Raw genomic sequence first — 20,485 nt, 5'->3', positions numbered from 1 at the left:
CGGATCCGAAGTATGAAGAAAACGATGAAGAATAAAAAATACGCCAAGCGGGATCTCGAAAGGGATCCCGTTTAGCGTATCTAATATTCAGTCTCGCGTATACCCGTCGATTGTTTGACACTTACGAGGCATTTGGGCAGCCAAAAACATGTGCCCAGTATAAAAGGCCTGACTGTTCGAAAACAGCCAGGCCTTTCTTGTTTTGTTTTATTTTCGGAATTCTTCATACAAATCTGATGATTTCATGGAGAATTCAAGACAACACGATACAGACTGCCTTACTTGGAGCCCTTAATATCGAGATGATCAATGGCATCCGCAAAGCTTTCCGGGTCGTTGAGGATGGAATAGTTTTCCGGGATTGGAAGATCTTCCGCTACAGGTTCTGGCAGAGCGGCATCCTTAGTTTCCGCAGTGCCCATCGCCGATTTGGCGAAGCTGTCGAACTGGCTGTCGGTCGTCTTCTTAACCTGACGTTCGAGACGGCGCTTGCGCAGTTTTTCCGCCATGGCACGGACTTCACGGTTCTGCGGACGGTCGCCGGTGCAGCCGGTTCCGGCAGGAATCAGCTTACCGATGATGACGTTTTCCTTCAGGCCGACGAGGTGATCGACTTTACCCTTGATGGTGGCATCGGTCAGTACTTTAGTCGTTTCCTGGAAGGAAGCCGCAGACAGGAAGGAGTCGGTTTCTACCGAAGCCTTCGAAATACCGAGCAGAACCGGCTTGAATTCGGCTGGGATCTTGTTCTGGTGCAGGTAGTCGCGATTGATGCGGGTGATGTTGTTCAGAGAGAGCTGAACACCGGTATTCAGATCGGTGTCGCCCGGATTGACAACGATAACTTTACGCATCATCTGGCGAATCATGACTTCCAGATGCTTGTCGGCAATTTCGATACCCTGCGACTGGTAAACCTTCTTAACCTCTTTCAGGATGTAGTTCTGAACTTCGGTTACGCCGGCAACCGCAAGCAGTTCCTTCGGGTCAAGCGGACCTTCGGTCAGAGGCTGACCGGCCACGATTTTCTGGCCGACCGCAACCCATGGACGAAGAGTCTGGTTTGCGTTGATCTTATGGGATACTTCTTCTTTTTCGGACTTGATGATAACTTCCTGACGCAGCGAGTTTTCTATACGTTTGATGGAAGTGATTTCACCGGTCACTTTGGCAATTACGGCAACGCCTTTCGGGTGACGCGCTTCGAACAGCTCTTCTACACGCGGAAGACCCTGGGTGATATCGCCGCCGTCACCGCCGGCAACACCGCCGGTATGGAACGTACGCATGGTCAGCTGGGTACCTGGTTCACCGATGGACTGCGCAGCCATGGTTCCTACGGCTTCGCCGACTTCAACGTCTTTACCGGTTGCCATATTCTTGCCGTAGCACTTGCGGCAGATGCCGTTTGTGGTCTTGCAGGAGAACGGCGAACGGATGGTTACTTCCTTAACGCCGGCATCGACGATCTTCTGCGCGAGATCTTCGGTTATGTACGTATCGGCTGGAACGATGACTTCGCCCGTTTCCGGGTTCAGAACATCCTGCTGGCTGTAACGGCCAACCAGACGATCGTACAGGGATTCGATAACCGTGTTGTTCTTGCGGTCGATCAGTTCGCTGACTTTGAAGCCGCGGTCGGTTCCGCAGTCGTCTTCCTTAATGATGACATCCTGCGCAACGTCAACCAGACGACGGGTCAGGTAACCCGATTCAGCTGTCTTCAGCGCGGTATCGGTCAGACCTTTACGTACGCCGTGGGTGGAAATGAAGAACTCGGATACGTTCAGACCTTCACGGAAGCAGGAATAAATAGGTACCTCGATGATGGATGGAACGTATTCGCCGGCTCTGGATTTGCCTTTCGCCGGGCGGGCCATCAGACCGCGCATGCCGGCGAGCTGGGTAAAGTTCGAAGTATTACCACGGGCACCGGAAGTCGCCATCATGTTGATTGGGTTTTTACGCGGCAGGTTGCTCATCAGCTCGTCTACGATATCGTTCTTGACGTTATCCCAGAGCTTGTTGAGGTGACGCTCCCATTCCTGCATGGTGAGCAGACCTTTCTGCTGGTAGTGCTTGAGTTCGTCGGCTTTTTCACGGCCTTCATCGACGTGCTGTTCCTTGTTCGGAGCAACTTCGATGTCGGACAGCGCAACCGTAATGCCGGCAACGGTGGAGTATTTGAATCCGAGAGACTTGATCTGGTCAAGAATATCGGCAACATCATCCACTTTGTAGCGCTTGAAGACTTCGGCGATGACTTTTCCGAGGTCTTTTTTCTTAACGGCTTCCGCAAGCGGGAGTTCACGGATGAATTCCTTCACGTCTTCACCCGGTTTGATGAAGTAGCGTTCCGGAGTCGCCTGGAAGTTTTCGGCGGAAACTTCGTTCAGGAACGGGAAGTCTTCCGGGAACATGCCGTTGAAGATGATTTTTCCGACGGTTGTCGCCAGATAGTCATTGGCGTGTTCGGGAGCGAACGAAGTTTTGTTCAGGCCGGATACAGGCACAGCGATACGGGAGTGCAGGTGAACCTGGCCGGTCTTGTAGGCGAGCATGACTTCGTCCACATCGGCGTAAACGGTACCTTCTGCATTCGCATAGCGGTCCCAGGCTTCGGCTTCTTTTTCGATGCCGGCTGCACGGTAGCGGTCGGCTTCTTCATGAAGTTCTTCGCTGGTTTCTTCCATCGTCAGATAGAAGTTGCCCATGACCATGTCCTGGCCAGGCGTAACGATAGGCTTGCCGTCTTTTGGACCCAGAATGTTATGGCTGCCAAGCATCATAACGAGGGCTTCGGCACGTGCTTCTTCACTCAGCGGTACGTGAATCGCCATCTGGTCGCCGTCAAAGTCGGCGTTGAACGCAGTACATACCAGCGGGTGCAGACGCATGGCGCGTCCTTCAACCAGTTTTGGAAGGAAGGCCTGGATACCCAGACGGTGCAGCGTAGGCGCACGGTTGAGCAGTACAGGATAGCCTTCGATAACTTTTTCAACGATCGGCCAGATTCTTTCGTCACGGGCTTCGATCAGTTTTTCAGCCTGTTTCGGGTTGTTGATGCCAGGGATGGCGCCGGAAGCGGTGATTTCGTTAATAACGAACGGCTTGAACAGGTTGATCGCCATTTCACGCGGAATACCGCACTGGTACATTTTCAGGTCCGGTCCTACCGCGATTACGGAACGTCCGGAGAAGTCTACACGCTTGCCGAGCAGGTTCTGACGGAAACGTCCCTGTTTACCTTTCAGGGAGTGAGACAGCGATTTCAGCGCACGGTTGCCGGCACCGGTGATCGCCTTGGAACGGCGTCCGTTATCGATCAGAGCATCGACAGCTTCCTGCAGCATACGCTTTTCGTTCTGCACGATGATGTTCGGCGTACCGAGATCGAGCAGACGTTTCAGACGGTTGTTACGGGTGATGACGCGGCGGTACAGGTCATTCAGGTCACTGGTCGCGAAGCGGCCGCCGTCCAGCTGCAGCATAGGACGCAGATCAGGCGGAATAACCGGGATGTTCTGAAGAATCATCCATTCCGGCTTGTTGTTGGAATGACGGAACGCGTTGATGGTATCCAGGCGCTTGATCAGTTTCTTGCGCTTTTCACTGCCGTCGGCCGCATCTTCGAGCTGCGAAGTCACTTTCGTGTACTCAGCTTCGAGATCGACATTCTGCAGCAGTTCCAGAACGGCTTCCGCACCGGTCTTGGCCTTGAATCCGCCAGGTCCGTACTGTGCGAGCTTTTCACGGTATTCCTTTTCAGCGAGAACCTGCTTGTAGGACAGGTCGCTGTCCATTGGATCGGTAACGATATAGCTGACGAAGTATACAACTTCTTCAAGCTGCTTCGGTGTCAGATCCAGAAGCAGGGCCATGCGGGAAGGAATTCCGCGCAGATACCAGATGTGTGCGACCGGAGCGGCCAGATGAATGTGGCCCATCCTCTCGCGGCGGACTTTGGACTGCGTGATTTCAACGCCGCAGCGTTCGCAGACCATTCCGTTGTAGTGACGGACTTTTTTATATTTGCCGCAGAAGCATTCGTAGTCCTTGGTCGGGCCGAAAATGCGTTCGCAGAACAGGCCGTCACGTTCTGCTTTCTGCGAGCGGTAGTTGATCGTTTCAGGTTTGGTTACTTCACCGTGGGACCATTTTTCAATGGTTTCCGGAGAAGCAAGCTGTACCTGAATCGAGGAAAAATTGTTTACTGACATTCGAGAAGTTCGCCCTCCAGTTCTTTGGTTTCATCTTCCTCCTGGTCGAGCTCGCTCTGGACATCTTCTGTATCGTCGCCTGCGTAGGTCGTGCCTTCGAGCGCTTGGGCTACAGCATTCGGATCGAGATCGTTTTCAAGAGGGGAATCGCTGACTTCTGCATCGGCTTTGCCGTCATCGACAATTTCAGCATCCTGAATGATGTCGATTTTTGCATTGTCATCTTCCACGTATTTCTGACCAGGTTTCGCGCTCGAAGCGTTCAGAGAAACTTCGTTGCCGTCGTCATCGAACAGTTTGACGTCGATGGCAAGACCCTGAAGTTCGTTGATCAGTACGCGGAAGGATTCCGGAACGCCAGGTTCCGGGATATCCTGGCCCTTGGTGATGGCTTCGTACGTCTGGATACGGCCGGTGATGTCGTCGGATTTGATGGTCAGGATTTCCTGCAGCGTATGGCTGGCGCCATAAGCTTCAAGAGCCCATACCTCCATCTCACCGAAACGCTGGCCGCCGTTCTGTGCTTTACCGCCAAGAGGCTGCTGGGTGATGGTGGAATACGGACCGGTGGCACGGGCATGCAGCTTGTCGTCAACCATGTGGGCAAGCTTGATCATGTACATGACGCCGACCGAGATACGTTCATCAAAGGGGAGACCCGTCTGACCGTCGTACAGAACCTGTTTTCCATCGAAAGTCATCTGGGCTTCTTTCATGACATCCGCCAGATCTTCGTTGGAAAGACCGTCAAATACGGACGTCGCAAATTTCTGGTTCAGTTTCTTGGCGGCATAGCCGAGGTGAATCTCAAGAATCTGACCGATGTTCATACGGGAAGGTACGCCGAACGGGTTCAGGATGATGTCGATTGGACGGCCGTCCTGCATGAACGGCATGTCTTCGATCGGCAGGATCTTGGAAATAACACCCTTGTTACCGTGACGGCCGGACATTTTGTCGCCTTCGGAAATCTTACGTTTCTGAGCAATGTAGACCTTGACGCGCTTGATAACTCCAGGCGGCAGATCCACGCCTTCTTCTCCTCGTTTGAACACCTTGGTGGAATGCACGATGCCGGCACCGCCGTGCGGTACTTTCAGGGAGTTGTCGCGCACTTCGCGGGACTTCTCGCCGAAGATCGCCAGGAGCAGCTTTTCTTCCGGAGAAGATTCAGACTGGCCTTTCGGGGTTACCTTTCCGACAAGGATATCGTTTTCGTGCACTTCGCTGCCGACCATGATGACGCCGTTTTCGTCCAGCTTCTTAATGGCGGCTTCGGATACGCTTGGAATGTCGCGGGTGATTTCTTCCGGTCCAAGCTTGGTTTCGCGGCAGTCGATATCGTATTCCTCAAGATGGATGGACGTGTAGACATCGTCGCTGACCATTCTCTCGGACATGATGATGGCATCCTCATAGTTGTAGCCGTACCAGGTCATGTACGCGATCGTTACGTTCTGACCCAGAGCCAGCTCGCCGTTTTCCATGGACGGTCCATCGGCAAGGATGTCGCCTTTTTCGACTTCTTCACCGACTTTGACAATCGGTTTCTGGTTAATGCAGGTCGATGCGTTGGAACGGCTGAACTTGCGCAGGTGATACGTATGTTCCACGCCGTTTGCATCGGTGTTTACGATTCGCAGGGAGTCGACATACGTAATTACGCCGTCTTCCTTGGCGATGATGCCGACGCCGGAGTCTTTGGCAATCTTGTATTCGATACCGGTTCCGACGTACGGGGAATGCGGAGAAAGCAGAGGTACGGCCTGACGCTGCATGTTCGCACCCATCAGGGCTCGGGATGCGTCATCGTTTTCGAGGAACGGTACGCAGGCGGTCGCTACCGAAACGATCTGTTTTGGGGATACGTCGGCGAGTTCGACATCGGCGCGGTCGGCGATAATCGTTTCGCCGCCTTTACGGGCTACGACACGGTCGTGAATCAGACGGCCGTCGCGCACTTCGTTCGCCTGAGCGATAACGTAATCCGCTTCTTCATCCGCGGACAGATAACGCGCTTCTTCCGAAACGGTTCCATCCTTGTTTACAACACGGTACGGAGTCTGAATGAAGCCGTACTCGTTGATTTTTGCATAGGTAGTGAGGTTGGAAATCAGACCGATGTTCGGACCTTCAGGGGTCTCAATCGGGCAGATTCGGCCATAGTGAGACGAGTGAACGTCTCGAACTTCGAAGCCGGCACGATCACGGGTCAGACCGCCTGGGCCCAGCGCGGAAATACGGCGCTTGTTGGTCAGCTCAGCCAGCGGGTTCTGCTGGTCCATGAACTGCGACAGCTGCGAGGAAGAGAAAAATTCCTTAATGGCAGCGGTCAGCGGGCGGACGTTGGTCAGCTTCTTCGGGGTAATGCTCTTGGCTTCCTGAATCGACATTCTTTCCTTAACCACGCGTTCCATACGGGAAAGACCGATACGGAACTGGTTCTGGATGAGTTCGCCGACGGAACGGATACGACGGTTGCCGAGCATATCGATGTCGTCGGTTTCGCCGATGCCTTCCATAACGCTCAGGTTGTAGTCGAAGAAGGCATAAATATCCGGAATGGTGATCGTGTGAATCTGAGCAAACGGGTCGTTGCCGATAATGTGACGGCGAACGCCGTTCTTGTCTTCAATGTCGAATTCCTGTACGGCGGCACCGATCAGCCAGGCGGTGACGGTTTCGTCGTTCATGCGGGTCTTCAGATCGAAGACGGCGGCATCACTTAAGCGTTCTGGGGTAACGCCGATTTCATAGCGGCCGGCAATGAGGTCGAGATCGGAGTTGACGAGATCCTGACCTTTTGCGTTGGTCAGACGGCCGAGAGTGTACAGACGCTGACCGTAGTTGAGAACCGGATCAAAGTTTTCTTCACTCAGGATAACGGGTCTGGCGATCAGACCGGCGTAAATCCTGACGTCCTTGCCGTGCTCAACGATTTTAGCGACATCTTCTTCAGAAAGAACCTGTCCGCGTTCGAACAGCTCTTCGTCGATGGTGATGTCTTCGGCCAGGACACGGCCGATGAGACCGGTCCGGTAGCTGGCCGGAATGGTCACGATGTCCGCTTCAAGGAATTCCGGCTTGAAGGGGAACGGGTTCATGTAGGTACCCTTGGCGAGTTCTTCACGCAGACGGTTGCGGATATCGCGGGTCACATGGGTGCCTTTGGGGTAAACGACGTCTCCGTTAACATCCAGGATGTCCTGGGCGAGGGTGTTGTTCATCGTACGGGAGACGGCGGAAAGTTTCTTGCCGAGTTTGTAGCGTCCGGCTTTGGTCAGATCGTAGCGGCGCGGATCGAACAGCTTGTTCTGCATCAGCGTGATGGATCCGTCCAGAGTCGGGATTTCGTCGGAGCGCTGGTTGCCGTAGAAGGAAAGCAGCGCTTCTTCAGTGGTCATGACTTTGTCAGCCAGGAGGGTGTTTTCGATTTCTTCCGACTTGCCGAAGAAACCGTTGAACAGCATCAGATACTGATCCATGTATTCGCGATGGGTTTCATCCTGAATCGGATCCTTAGCCTGCTTGTCGATCGCCTTCATGAAGGTATCGAGTGCAGTCGTATCCTGGGTGTCGTCTCCTTTTTCCAGGGAGAAGGACATGCCCAGTGCTTTAAAGAAGATGGTAGACAGCATTTTGCGGCTGCTGTCGATCGATGTCATAATGGCTCGTCCGTTGGTGTTCTTCTTCTGCTCCGTCATGAACTCGAGCCAGGTTCCCCGGCTCGGGATGAGTTCACTGGCGTAGTTCTGTTTTCCAGTTTTGCTGTCAAAGCTTTCGGAAAAATAGGCGCCTGGAGAACGAACGATCTGGCTGACGATGACACGCTCCGCTCCATTGATAATGAAGGTACCGGTTTCAGTCATCATCGGGAAATCGCCAAGGAAGACTTTTTCCTGCTTGGTGATGACTTCTCCGTTCTCATTGACAATTTCAAGTTCCATGTCAACATCTAAGCGTGAAGCGTAGTTGCACTCACGCTCCATGGCTTTCTGCGCGGAACATTTTGGAGGTTCGAAGTGGAAGCCTTTGTATTTAAGTTTGATATTTCTGCCGTGGTTCTCGATCGGGAAGATTTCTTCGAATACTTCCTGGATTCCGTATTTTTTGAACCATTCAAACGAGTTGGTCTGAATTTCTACGAGGTTTGGAAGTTCGAGCTTGCCGGATACTTTGGAATAGTCCCGACGGAATGCTTTTTTTCCTTCCGGAACGATTTGGTATGGTTTATTGCTGTCCATGCGCACGATCCTTTCTTCTGAATTTCAAAAACAGTCAAAAACCCTCGGTTTATTGACTATTTAGCAATTTACTATAATATTATTAGCTTGCCAGCCTATCAATCGATTGTTCTTTTTTATTCTGAAAATTCTTGCATTCTGGCAGTTTTAATGCTAATACCAGTCGAAACCCCTCCTTTTTTGAGCGCACGCGCCCCCTTAGCGGCCCCTGAAATCGTCCGCTTTTCTTACTTTTTTCGTATTTTCGCACTGTTGCGAATCTGTACTTCCCTTTATTCTGAAGGTCCATACCCGAAAAATCGAACAGAGCGCCCGCAAAACGCCCGACTTTTCCAAAGGATCTGCCAATCCTGAACACTTAAGACGCAGACAGTCCAGGAGCGATTTCCAAGCGAAATCGCTCCTGGACTGTTTTTTCTTTGCGTAAATTTCATTGTGCGAAAAATCTGTACTTTTCCGCTCCGTTTTTCTAAGCCGTCCTTACAGCCAGAAAGAAACCATTTTTCCGTTCTGGCCCGTACTCATTCCAGCGAGGTCTGGGTCAGCAGGCGCAGGCGCCTTGGCCTCTGTTTTCGTGCAAGCGCCGGACTCGGTTCGAAATCCGGATCTTTCGGTTTTCGCCGGGGCTCCGGTTTTGGACGCAGCCTTTTTTCGGGGCTGGACGGTTCGCGCTGAAAGCCCTGGTTTTTCGCGCGTGAGGACTGTGTGCGAATGCGGCGGGTCAGCTTGATCGTGCCTTCCCACATCTGCGGGATGAGCAGCAGAAGCAGCGGAATGAGTTCAAGACGCCCGGCCAGCATCGCAAAGCTCAGGACATACTTGGAAAAATCCGAGAACGCGCCAAAATTGCCCATCGGACCGACTTCGCCTAGACCCGGACCGATATTGTTGAGCGTAGCGGCTACCGCGGTGAAACTGGTCACGAGATCCTTGCCGTCGAGCGTTACAAGAACGAGGCACACGACAAACGTCACCAGATAAATGGCGATGAACACGTTGATGGAACGAACCGTTTCGTGCGGGATCGGCTTGCCATCCATTTTGACCTTGCGCACCAGGCCGGGATGCAGAAGCATCTGCAGTTCCTTTTTAATGCCCTTGAACATGACGTTAATGCGGGAGACCTTAATGCCGCCGCCCGTCGATCCGGCGCAGGCGCCGATGAACATGATCAGAACGACGAGCGTTTTCGCAAACGAGGTCCACTGGTTGAAATCGACCGTGGCGTAGCCGGTCGTCGTAATGATCGACGAGACGGTAAAGAAGACGTGATGGAACGCTTCAAACAGATTTGGGAACATCCACCATACCGATGTCACGATGAGCAGCACGACCGCGAGGATGATCGCCAGATACGTCAGAACTTCTTCCATGGAAACGGCCGCTTTGAATTTTTTCCGGACAATCAGGAAATAAAAGCTGAAGTTGATGCCAAACAGAACCATGAACACCGCGATAATTCCCTGCTGGAGCATCGTATAGTCCGCAAATCCGCTGCTGCGCACACTGAAGCCGCCCGTTCCGGCCGTTCCCATCGTCAGGGTGATCGAATCGAACAGCGGCATGCCCGCAAGCAGAAGCAAAACGATCTGTACGATCGTCATCGTCAGATAAATGGTGTACAGATACTTGGCTGTCTGCCGGACTTTCGGCACCAGCTTGGACACCGAGGGACCCGGCGATTCGGCAACCATCAGGTTCATGAACGTGCTGCTCGTCGAAGGCAGAATGGCCAGCACAAAGACGAGAACGCCCATGCCGCCGATCCAGTGCGTAAACGAACGCCAGAAGCGGCTGCCGCAGGACATCGCGTCGATATCGCTTAAAATGCTCGATCCCGTGGTGGTAAACCCGGAGACCGTTTCAAAAAACGCGTCCGCAAACCGGGGAATCTCGCCCGAGATCATGAAGGGCAGACAGCCCAGAACGGAAATCACGACCCAGGAAAGGGCGGTTGCCGCCATGGCTTCCTTCGGCCGTATGCGCATGTGTTCCGGCTTTTTAAGCGTCAGGAAAAAGCCGACCGTCAGACACAGCAGGGCGCACAGAAAGAAAATGAGCGCGATGGAATATTCGCTGTAGCACAGGGCGCAGACCATGGGCAGAAGCATGAAGCCCGCTTCAAACTTGCACACCTGTCCAAGTACGTAGGCAATGACAAACAGGTTCATAGGATTCTCTTCTTCCCTTCCAGAATGTCGTCCACATCCGTAAAGCCTTTACGGTTGGTAATGACCACGACCAGGTCGCCGGGCAAAATGACATCGTTTCCGCGCGGCAGAATGAGCATGCCCTTTCGCTCAATAAGCGCGATCAGCACCCCGCTTTTGAGCGCCAGACGCATCAGGGGCACGCCGATGACTTTCGATCCTTCCCGGATCTGGAATTCCAGCGCTTCCGCCTGATCGCTGGCCAGACGGTGCACCGTCCGGATATTGGAGCCCATGGAATTGGCCAGCGCACGCACGTGGCGAATGATGTATTCCGCGCTGAGCGTCTTCGGGTTGATGACCGTATCCAGTTCAAAGTCTTCAAACAGTTCATCCATATCAATATGGGTGACTTTCGTTACGGTTTTCAGATCCGCCTTGCGCTGGGCGAACAGGCTGAGAAAGACGTTCTGCTCATCCACGCCGGTCATGGCGATAAAGGCGTCCATTTCCTCCAGACCTTCTTCGAGCAGCACGTTCTGGCTCGAGGCGTCCGCGTGAATGACGACCGTATCCGGATACAGAACGGTCATGCGCTCGCAGGCGTCGAGATCCTTATCGATAATTGTCGTTTCAATGCCCGCACGTTCGAGCAGCTCGATCAGATAGTGAGACAGCTTGCCGGCACCGACCGCCATCACATGACGGATGCCGCCGACCGGAAGACCGGCGCTTGAAAAGAACTTGACGGACTGCGCGCGGGCACCGGCTATATACAGAAGATCGCGCGCGTGCAAAACAAAGTCGCCGTCCGGAATGTACGTTTCCTTGCCGCGCTGGCAGATGCAGACGAGCACTTCGGCGTGAATGTGGGAATGAATTTCCTTAACGCGCAAGCCGTCCAGACAGGATCCCGGCTGAATGCGCAGTTTCAGAATTTCGCCATGACCGCTCGTAAAGTCATCGACATTCATCGCGCCGGGAAGCGAGAGAACGCGTTCGATTTCCTTGGCGGCCAGCAGTTCCGGGTTGATGATCATTTCCAGGCCCAGCGCTTCCTTGAGATAGTCCATGGACGAGCTGTATTCCGGATTGCGAACGCGGGCAATCGTTTTGGAACAGCCGGCCCGTTTGGCGAGCAGACAGGAAAGAAGATTGACTTCATCCTGCGTCGTCACCGCGATAAACAGATCCGCGTCGGCCACATCGAGTTCCGCCAGCGTATCCGGATCCGCGGCGTTTCCGCTGAATCCCATGATGTCGAATTTGGACGTCGCCTTGCGCACCTGCTCCGGCTTTGTATCCACAACTGTCAGGTCATGCCCTTCCGCCGAAAGTTCGCCAGTCAGGCACATTCCGACTTTTCCAAGACCTGCAATGATGATCTGCATAACAAGCTCCTTTACTTCGCCGTGCCTTCCTGCACTCAGGACGGTTTATTTCGCGATACAGATTTTGAAAGCATCCTCTTTCGCGGGCTTTCTTTGGAAATTCTTTGGTTTCCATTTCGTCGTTTTTAATCTCAGTCACGCATCCTCTATCTGGACGCGTCGAATTCCTTAAATTTATAAAGCATCCATTCCAGAGCAACCGGATCGATTTCTTCTTCCTTCTCCATGGACATGACCATGAAAATGAATTTCTGGTAGGTCGGATCTTTCTGCATGCGCAGCAGATCGATCGTGGAAAGCCGCTCTTTGAGCTCGCCGTACTTTCGCATGTAATCCGCTTCCGCTAACATTTCCTTTTTCAGGGCAGCCAGCGTCCAGTACAGATTGTTTTCGGTCGCTGTCGCACATTCAAACGGACCGATCTGCGCCTGATTCAGCTTGTCGTACAAAGTAAACACGGCATCGTGATCGAAACCGTCCAGATACAGAATCGTCAGCGCGTCCGAAGCAGCTTCGTCTGTGCTGGAATCGGCATGCGTGTCACTTGGCGCATCGACGCTGGTACAGGGGGACGCCTCGGCCGCCTGCAGCAGATCGCGCATCGTCTTTTCGTCGGATCCGTCCGGGATCCAGGAATACGAATGGTTTCCCAGAGCTTTGAGCAGAGCCTTCTGCTGCTTTTCATTCATCGTGCTGGCGCGTTCAATCAGGATCATAGAGGTTCCTCCCTGTTTCTATAGATGCCCTTTTCTGTTTTTTTCTTTTTCGACGGTTTAGCCGTCCGCATGGGCTGACGATTTATAGAGTACCTGCATAGATAGGATTTATAAACCGTGGCGGATCGATCGTCATTCAATCTGTATGGTTTGCTTTCAGACTATTGTATCGAAAACCGCAAAGCACTTTCGTCTCTGGCTTCGACAGATCCGTGAATCTGCCTGTATTTTTTTCGAATTTCTGAATATTCTGTTGTTGCGCCGGTTCCCTTTTCTGAAAACAATCCGGAAAAGACGAAAACCGGACAGTATATCCTTGATTTCTTATTTCTATTTTTATTTCTATTTCTTATTGCTATTTCTTATTGCTGCTTTTCTGCATTTTGTCAGGCGGACATTCTTTGCCGCCTGTTTCCCGCTTAATAACCCTGCCGCTCTGCTCTTCCTTCTGATTTGAGTCGATGCAGACCGGTCCAATTTCTTTTGAAAGGAGAACGCATGCTCTCAAAACACGCATTTCGCACTACAGCGCTCTGTACGCTGTTCGCCTTTTCTTCTCTGGCTGCCGGCTGTTCCAACAGCAATGCTGACCAGAAAAAGGAGGCTGTAAACCTGTTTTTCGAATCCTGGAACCGCCTTTGTGAAGCCGATTCGCTCAAAGCCCACGGGGATATGAATCTTCTGGGCGTCGATCTGGATTTCAACGCTGCGTATCAAAGCCAGCCGGCTGAACTGGCTTTTCTCGGAAAAGGCAGCGTGGCCGGACAGAGCGTGGACGCCGATTTTTATATTCGTGACGGTCACACGTATCTTAATTATGCCGGAACCAAATCGTCTTCTCTCGCCGCAAATCTCGGTATTAACGAAGAAGACGGTTTCCATATGCCCAACCCGTTTCTGGAACTTTCCCGCAGCGAGCGGGAAAACCTCTTCGAATCCGTAAAAGTGGAGGGCAATGAATACACCTTTGTGCTCAAACCTTCGGAAGTCGCCAAATTTCTGGATTCCTATGGCGCGGTCGACGTAGACAAAACCGTCCTTGAAGTCGAGATCGAAAACAAGACGATCAGGGAACTGTCGATCGACCTCAAGGGAACGTATGACATCGACGTGGCCAGCACGCCGCTTACCTTCCAGGCCGATATCGAAATCGATCAGGTCGGCGGAACCGTTCAAATCGACTTCCCTTCGGATCTCGCTTCCTGGCCCGTCCAGTAAAACCAGGACTCAGTTTTTCTATTTGCAGGCGGATGCTTTCGCCTGCTTTTTCTTTGGTCTGCCGTCGCGATCCGCTCTGACCGTTTGCGCGCGGTTTTGAGCTGGAAATGTAAATTGTTACATTCTATTCATTTTCTCCATAATGGTTTTGGATCTTTAGGCGGCCTTTGTTTATATTCTTTTTTCCCATTAAGGTTTGATAATTTCGCTCCGGCGACGAAATGAGAGGTCCCTATGGCGCCTATACTTGAGAAAAGGAGGTGTATACCTCATGTATTCATTCCTCACCCCCGGCCAGGACCCTTTACCTTTCTCGGAAGAAATGCTCCTGGAATTTGAAGACCGCTATAATCTGTGTCTTCCCGGCGCCCTCAAGGACTTCTACCGCACGTGCAACGGTATGAGTATGTTCCATACCCCTCTGGAGGTAGACGGCCATACGTATGTCGTCGATCATTTCATTCCTTTATTTACCGGAAATATGTCAGCCGATCATATTCTCGACTTGTACTCGATGGGCAATCTCATTCCCGATACGTATTTTCCGCTCGCTTTAAGCGATACGGACGATGACTTTTTCCTCGACACCAGTACGGGATCGATCGTTCTGCTGCCGCTGGAGAGGCCGTCCAAGAAGAAGGAAATCGCCAGCGATATCGAGTCCTTCTTTAAGATGCTTGAACAGGCGCAGTGCGCCGGCTCCAGCAGTGCGGATCAGGATCTCTCCAGACGCATCCGCAAAAAGCGGCGCAGATCGTAACCTTTTTCTGCGATCGAATGCATAACACACAAAGCCATAAGAAAACCGCCCGTCGGCGCAGCTGTCTGTATTTTCATACAGTCCCCTGCGGCCGACGAGCGTTTTTTTGTTTCTTAACGTTTTATTCGGATGCGTATACGGATTGTGTGCAAAAGCGGGATTGCAGGACTTGTTTTCAGTGCGTTTCCCGTTTTCACGCTCTGCGATTTGCTTCTGCTTTTCCTCAGGTCAGTCTTTGACTTCGTCTTCCATCTGTACGAGAACCGGGAAATCCGCGGCTTTCATATGGTGATCGGCCACTTCAAAGTCGGTTCCGGTAAAGAGGTTGTACCATACGCCGTCTTTCAGGTTCGTCGAAATCAGAGCATCCGGCTCGGTTTTTGCGAGCAGGAAGGCACCCGCATAACCGTCCCGGCTGATGCGCAGAACAGGATGTGTTTCATCGATTTCATAGTCGATGACCGGCTGCGCCGAGAACAGCGTTTTGTGCAGATGCGCCAGCGTTCGAATCCAGTCTGCTGCCGCATCGTCTTCTTTCCATGCGATCGGATCGGCAGTAAAAATGTCCGGACGATGACTTGTTCGAATTTCCTGACCATGGTAAACGAGCGGCATGCCTTTGAGCGTAAACTGCAGCGCCGTCCAGTTTTTCCAGAGCGGCCAGTCCTTTACGTACTGACTGATCCGGTCGGTATCGTGGTTTTCCAGATAGCGCAGCTTGATGGCGTTTTGTGGAAGCTCGGCATCCTGACGGATCAGCGCGTCGACCCATTCTTCCATCGGCTTGCCGTCTTCAAAAATTTTCTCGCAGTACGGGAAGGCGTCGTAGTCATAGAGCACATCGAACGCTTCATACAGCGCCGAATCGCTTTCGCCGACGCGGCCATTGTCACGGCAGAACTTAATAAAGGGAAGATGACAGCTTTCCGCCAGCCAGAACAAATCCGGCTTTACTGTGTCGCAGGCCGCTCTGGCTTTTTTCCAGAAACTGGCCGGTACGCGGCTGGCGACATCGCAGCGAAAGCCGTCCACGATCGAAGCGTAATGCTTCAGAATTCGAATGAGTTCCTCCTGAAGCGCTTTGCTCGAAAAGTCGAGATCGACGATATCGCTCCATTCCCGGAACATCGGATACGGCTTGCCGTCTTCATCGCGGTAAAACCATTCGGGATATTCCTGGACCATTTTCGAATCGGGCGAAGTGTGGTTGAAGACAATATCGAGAATGACTTTCATGCCTTTTTCATGCGCGCTCTGCACCAGATGTTTCAGATCCTCTTCCGTTCCCATTTTCGGATCGATTTTCCAGTAGTCGGCAATCGCGTAGGGACTTCCGTCCTCGCCTTTGCGCTCGACTTTACCCGTCGGGTGAATCGGCATGAGCCAGAGAATATCGGTTCCCAGATCGCGGATGCGGTCGAGATCTTCTTCGACTTTCGCAAAGGTTCCTTCTCTGGAATGGTTGCGTACGAATACGGAATAAATCATCTGCTTACTGAGATTTGGATTGGTGGATTCAGCCATAGTTTTCCTTCTTTCTTTGCGGTATTTTTCGGTTTCAGTATAGCGGCCGTATGCAGGGTTTGCCTTGCCTGCGCCTCATACCCGGCCGTCCTTTCAGGTCCCCAGAAGCGCATGCGTGAAAAAAGGACCGGATTTCTCCGGTCCCAGACTGCATAAATCGTATCGCTTCAATCGTATAAGGAAGAACTTCTGAATTACGCTTCGACTTCTTCGATGTCGAGTACGGTAAAGCCTTCCTTGGAAAACTGCTCAGTCATTCGTTTCTGATCGAACGGGCCCGTTGTCTTAACGAGCACTTCCGCGTTTTCCTGGCCGTGTTCGTACACGCTGATGGATGTTACCGAAATGTTGTTCTGCGCAAAAATGCGGCTGACTTTTTCGAGAACGCCTACGCCTTCGGGCAAGGACAGAATGATGCGGGTGCCTTTCTGTCCCCAGGAAAGCATGTCGAGGAACGCCTTGAAAATGTCGTTCTGGGTCAGAATGCCCGTCACCTGATCCTTGTCGTTCACGACCGGCAGGCAGCCGATGTCGTTTTTGAGCAGCTTTTCGGCCGCTTCTTCGAGCAGCGCGTTTTCGCCGATGGAAATCGGGTGCTTGATCATGACGGTGCGAACATCGGTTTTGGACAGCAGATAGTTGAGTTCGTAAATACTGAGGCTGGTCGCCTTGTTATTGGCGGCGATCATGCCTTCGGTAATCAGACCGATCAGATGATCGTTTTCATCGGTGACCGGAATGCGGTGAATCTTGTTGTAGCGCATCAGGTCGAGCGCGGCGGAAATCTTTTCGTCGCTGCCGACCGTGATGGGATTTTTCGTCATAAAGTTGTATACGCGAAACATAGTGGTCTCCTTTGCGCCGATCAGGACGCGCTTCCGCCCAGATAGGCGTTCTTGACGTCTTCAGACTGTGCCAGTTCGCTGGCCGGTCCCTGCAGGGAAATTTTCCCGGTTTCCAGTACATAGGCATAGTCCGCAATGGAAAGAGCCATGCGGGCGTTCTGTTCAACGAGCAGAATCGTCGTTCCCGTCTTCTGGATATCCTGAATAATATTGAAGATTTCCTTGACGAGAATCGGAGCCAGACCCATGGACGGCTCATCGAGCAGAAGCAGCTGCGGTCTGGCCATCAGGGCGCGGCCCATGGCGAGCATCTGCTGTTCGCCGCCGGAAAGCGTCGACGCATCCTGGTTTTTACGTTTTTCGAGAATCGGGAAGCGTTCGTAGACTTTCTGCAGATCTTCGGCGATGCCCTTCTTGTCCTTGCGCAGATAGGCGCCCATCATCAGGTTTTCATACACGCTCAGACCCGGGAAGACGTGGCGGCCTTCCGGAACCTGCACCAGTCCGTTGGACACGATATGGCGCGGTTTGGCTTTGTAAATGGACTCATCCTTGAAGATGACATCGCCTTCGCTCTTTTTCACGATGCCGGAAATGGCCTGCAGAAGCGAAGTCTTGCCGGCGCCGTTGGAGCCGATCAGCGTAACGATCTGTCCGGGTTCAACGGAAATGGAAACGCCTTTAAGCGCTTCGATTACGCCATAGTGAACATGGAGATTTTTAACTTCGAGCAAAGCCATGCTTACACCTCCTCGCCCAGGTACGCCTTGATGACGAATTCGTTGTTCTTGATTTCATCCGGCGTTCCGGACGCGATCAGCTGGCCGTAGTTCAGAACGAAGATGCGTTCGCACAGGTTCATGACCAGGGACATGTCGTGCTCGATCAGAATGATGGTGAGCTTGTACTTGTCGCGCAGATGATGAATCAGCTGGGTAAGCTCTTCGGTTTCCTGCGGGTTCATGCCGGCTGCCGGTTCATCCAGAAAGAGGATGCTTGGCTGGGTTGCCAGCGCCCGGGCGATTTCCAGGCGGCGCTGTTCGCCGTACGGCAGGTTCGTCGCCTTGTCGTAGCGCTTTTTGTACAGACCGACTTCCTGCAGATATTCGCAGGCTTTTTCTTCGATCCAGCGTTCCGCGTTGTAATAGCGGGACGTACGGAGCAGACCGTTGAATACGCCGTAGCCGGCGTTCTTGTGCATGGCGAGCTTGACGTTTTCCAGAACGGTCATGCTTTTGAACAGACGAATGTTCTGGAACGTCCGCGCCATGCCAAGTGCGGTGATCTTGTACGGCTTCATGCCGCCGATCTGCTGCTTCTTGCCGTCGACATTGAGTTCAATCAGACCTTCGGACGGTTCATACACGCCGGTCAGCAAGTTGAACAGCGTGGTCTTGCCGGCACCGTTCGGTCCGATCAGACCGATCAGTTCGCCGGGGTAGATTTCCATGTTGATGCCGGAAACCGCAGCCAGACCGCCGAAGTTTTTGGAAAGGCCGGTAATTTTTAATACGGAGTCCATCACGCTTCCTCCTTTTTCAGTTTACGCTTTTTCAGGAAACGCTCGATGGAAAGTTCCCAGGAGCCAAGGATGCCCTGCGGACGGAAGATCATCATCAGAACCAGAGCGGCGCCGTAAATGATCATGCGCAGGTCGGTGAACTGCTGCAGCCACATGTTGAGGATGCCGATCGCGATGGCCGCGATAACGGAAGCGGACATGCTGCCCATGCCGCCGAAGACGACCATAACCAGAATGTCGATCGATTTGTTGAAGGTAAACTGGTTCGGGTTCAGTACATAGAAGTAGTTGGCGAACAGGCTGCCGGCCAGAGAAGCCAGAATGGCACCGATAATAAACGCCATGACTTTGTATTTCGTGGTGTTGATGCCCATGGCTTCGGCTGCGATTTCGTCATCGTTGATGGCGATGCAGGCACGGCCCTGGGTCGAGCGGACGAAGTTTGTGCAGACGATAATCGAAAGCACAACCGCGAAAAACAGGATCGGCCAGGTGGTCAGTTTGGGGATGCCCATCAGACCGGCTGCGCCGTTGGTGATTTTCATGTTCTGAATGCAGATTCGAATAATTTCTGAAAAGCCCAGCGTCGCAATGGCGAGGTAGTCGCCGCGCAGACGCAGCGTCGGAATGGAAACGACCAGAGCGGCCAGCGTCGAAATGACAAAGCCGATCAGAATGCCCAGCGCCATGCCGCCGTAGTTGGGCATCATTTTCGTAACGATACCGGCAGAATAGGCGCCGATCGCCATGAATCCCGCATGTCCTAAGGAGAACTGTCCGCAGACGCCGACAATCAGATTCAGGGAGACAGCCAGAATAATATTGAAGCAGATCGTAAAGATCGTCGATTCATAGTAGGAGTTGATAACGCCCGCGCCCATCAGAACCCAGACGAGGGTAAAGATGCTCAGTGCAATCACCGTCCAGATCAGGTTGGTTTTTGTCAGAACCTGTTTTGCCATGGATTACACCTTCTCTCTTTCGTTCTTGCCAAACAGACCGGTCGGCTTGATGATCAGCACCAGAATCAGGATGGCATACACGATGGCGTCGCGGTACAGCGAGGAGCCGTAGGCAACGACCAGCGTTTCGGCAACGCCGATAAACAGACCGCCCACAAGCGCGCCCGGAATGGAGCCGATGCCGCCGAATACGGCCGCAACGAACGCTTTCAGACCAGGAACCATACCCATCAGCGGGCTGGCTGCGTTGTAGTACACACCGACCAGCATACCGGCCGCGCCCGCGAGGGCGGAACCGATCAGGAAGGTGAAGGAAATCGTATTGTCGACGGAAATACCCATCAGCTTGGCGGCATTTTCATCAGCGGAAACGGCACGCATCGCGCGGCCGATTTTTGTTTTCTGAATGACGAGCGTCAGAAGAATCATCAGTACGATCGTTACGGTAAAGATGACCATCTGAATATAGGAAATACGAACCGGACCGAGCTGCCATGAGGTATCCGGCAGAAGCTTCGGATACGTTCTTGTGGACGTGCCCATGAACATCTGGGTCGTGTATTCAATGACATAGCTGACGCCGATCGCGGTAATCAGCGCGGTAATACGGGGCGCCTTTCGCAGAGGACGATAGGCAATGCGTTCGATGAGTACACCGAGAATTCCGCAGACGATCATGCACACGATCAGGGCCGGCAGAAATCTCATGCCCATGTAGGTAGTTACGAAAAAGGCTGTGTAGGCACCGATCATATAGATGTCGCCGTGTGCAAAGTTGATCAGTTTGATGATTCCGTACACCATCGTATAGCCGAGGGCGACCAGCGCGTAAATACTGCCAAGCGACAGTCCGTTGATCACCTGCTGCAGAAACACTTCCATATGGAGTTCTCCTTTCTTTTGAAAAAAGCAGGGGATCAGACCCCTGCTTTC

At 52.7% G+C, this 20,485-nt stretch carries 13 protein-coding genes; 2 read left to right on the top strand and 11 right to left on the bottom strand.

Annotated features, from left to right (window positions below; genetic code table 11):
* Positions 1-278 precede the first annotated feature (278 nt).
* The 5 genes from rpoC to Afil_RS06860 form a co-directional block, all read right to left on the bottom strand.
* Positions 279-4,220: a DNA-directed RNA polymerase subunit beta' gene (gene rpoC / locus Afil_RS06880; protein WP_230267831.1), complete on the bottom strand. Its 3,942-nt coding sequence runs from the start codon at positions 4,218-4,220 to the stop codon at positions 279-281.
* A complete protein-coding gene (rpoB, locus tag Afil_RS06875; RefSeq protein ID WP_230267830.1) occupies positions 4,211-8,464 on the bottom strand; it encodes a DNA-directed RNA polymerase subunit beta in 4,254 nt (1,417 codons plus the stop codon). Before rpoB ends, rpoC begins: the two co-directional genes overlap by 10 nt.
* 521 nt (positions 8,465-8,985) lie before the next feature.
* A complete protein-coding gene (locus Afil_RS06870; RefSeq protein WP_230267829.1) occupies positions 8,986-10,635 on the bottom strand; it encodes a TrkH family potassium uptake protein in 1,650 nt (549 codons plus the stop codon).
* Complete coding sequence (gene trkA, locus Afil_RS06865) at positions 10,632-12,005, bottom strand: Trk system potassium transporter TrkA (RefSeq protein WP_230267828.1); 1,374 nt, start codon at positions 12,003-12,005, stop codon at positions 10,632-10,634. Before trkA ends, Afil_RS06870 begins: the two co-directional genes overlap by 4 nt.
* Before the next feature lie 146 nt (positions 12,006-12,151).
* Positions 12,152-12,721, bottom strand: a complete 570-nt coding sequence (locus Afil_RS06860) for a DUF3783 domain-containing protein (protein ID WP_230267827.1) — start codon at positions 12,719-12,721, stop codon at positions 12,152-12,154.
* Between the two features lie 498 nt (positions 12,722-13,219).
* Between Afil_RS06860 and Afil_RS06855 the strand changes: the two genes are divergently transcribed.
* Positions 13,220-13,939, top strand: coding sequence for a hypothetical protein (locus tag Afil_RS06855; RefSeq protein WP_230267826.1), 720 nt, complete (start codon positions 13,220-13,222; stop codon positions 13,937-13,939).
* A gap of 271 nt (positions 13,940-14,210) precedes the next feature.
* Positions 14,211-14,699, top strand: a complete 489-nt coding sequence (locus Afil_RS06850; protein WP_230267825.1) for an SMI1/KNR4 family protein — start codon at positions 14,211-14,213, stop codon at positions 14,697-14,699.
* Positions 14,700-14,927: 228 nt separating this feature from the next.
* On the opposite strand, the gene Afil_RS06845 is transcribed toward Afil_RS06850, so the two are convergent.
* From Afil_RS06845 to Afil_RS06820, 6 genes are all read right to left on the bottom strand, one after another.
* Positions 14,928-16,223, bottom strand: coding sequence for an alpha-amylase family glycosyl hydrolase (locus Afil_RS06845; RefSeq protein WP_230267824.1), 1,296 nt, complete (start codon positions 16,221-16,223; stop codon positions 14,928-14,930).
* Positions 16,224-16,417: 194 nt separating this feature from the next.
* The gene (locus Afil_RS06840; RefSeq protein ID WP_230267823.1) at positions 16,418-17,068 is read right to left on the bottom strand and encodes a CBS and ACT domain-containing protein; all 651 of its coding nucleotides are present in this window, start codon (positions 17,066-17,068) and stop codon (positions 16,418-16,420) included.
* A 20-nt stretch (positions 17,069-17,088) separates the two neighbouring features.
* Entirely contained in the window at positions 17,089-17,802 is a 714-nt protein-coding gene (locus tag Afil_RS06835; RefSeq protein ID WP_230267833.1) for an ABC transporter ATP-binding protein, read from the bottom strand.
* A gap of 8 nt (positions 17,803-17,810) precedes the next feature.
* Positions 17,811-18,590 carry an ABC transporter ATP-binding protein gene (locus Afil_RS06830; protein ID WP_230267822.1) on the bottom strand — a complete coding sequence of 260 codons (780 nt, stop codon included), beginning with the start codon at positions 18,588-18,590 and terminating at the stop codon, positions 17,811-17,813.
* Complete coding sequence (locus Afil_RS06825; protein ID WP_230267821.1) at positions 18,590-19,552, bottom strand: branched-chain amino acid ABC transporter permease; 963 nt, start codon at positions 19,550-19,552, stop codon at positions 18,590-18,592. The genes Afil_RS06830 and Afil_RS06825 overlap by 1 nt, the downstream gene beginning before the upstream one ends.
* 3 nt (positions 19,553-19,555) lie before the next feature.
* A complete protein-coding gene (locus Afil_RS06820; RefSeq protein WP_230267820.1) occupies positions 19,556-20,434 on the bottom strand; it encodes a branched-chain amino acid ABC transporter permease in 879 nt (292 codons plus the stop codon).
* Between the last annotated feature and the right edge of the window lie 51 nt (positions 20,435-20,485).

This window comes from Allobaculum fili (assembly GCF_020969955.1).
Lineage (GTDB): Bacteria > Bacillota_I > Bacilli_A > Erysipelotrichales > Erysipelotrichaceae > Allobaculum > Allobaculum fili.
Note: the sequence above shows the minus strand (reverse complement) of the source record. Positions and strands in the feature narration are given on the sequence as shown.

Coding starts and splice junctions, on each gene's coding strand:
- rpoB (WP_230267830.1), bottom strand. CDS start 8,464: ATGGACAGCAATAAACCATACCAAATCGTTCCGGAAGGAAAAAAAGCA.
- Afil_RS06830 (WP_230267822.1), bottom strand. CDS start 18,590: ATGGACTCCGTATTAAAAATTACCGGCCTTTCCAAAAACTTCGGCGGT.
- Afil_RS06860 (WP_230267827.1), bottom strand. CDS start 12,721: ATGATCCTGATTGAACGCGCCAGCACGATGAATGAAAAGCAGCAGAAG.
- Afil_RS06825 (WP_230267821.1), bottom strand. CDS start 19,552: ATGGCAAAACAGGTTCTGACAAAAACCAACCTGATCTGGACGGTGATT.
- trkA (WP_230267828.1), bottom strand. CDS start 12,005: ATGCAGATCATCATTGCAGGTCTTGGAAAAGTCGGAATGTGCCTGACT.
- Afil_RS06870 (WP_230267829.1), bottom strand. CDS start 10,635: ATGAACCTGTTTGTCATTGCCTACGTACTTGGACAGGTGTGCAAGTTT.
- rpoC (WP_230267831.1), bottom strand. CDS start 4,220: ATGTCAGTAAACAATTTTTCCTCGATTCAGGTACAGCTTGCTTCTCCG.
- Afil_RS06850 (WP_230267825.1), top strand. CDS start 14,211: ATGTATTCATTCCTCACCCCCGGCCAGGACCCTTTACCTTTCTCGGAA.
- Afil_RS06840 (WP_230267823.1), bottom strand. CDS start 17,068: ATGTTTCGCGTATACAACTTTATGACGAAAAATCCCATCACGGTCGGC.
- Afil_RS06820 (WP_230267820.1), bottom strand. CDS start 20,434: ATGGAAGTGTTTCTGCAGCAGGTGATCAACGGACTGTCGCTTGGCAGT.
- Afil_RS06855 (WP_230267826.1), top strand. CDS start 13,220: ATGCTCTCAAAACACGCATTTCGCACTACAGCGCTCTGTACGCTGTTC.
- Afil_RS06845 (WP_230267824.1), bottom strand. CDS start 16,223: ATGGCTGAATCCACCAATCCAAATCTCAGTAAGCAGATGATTTATTCC.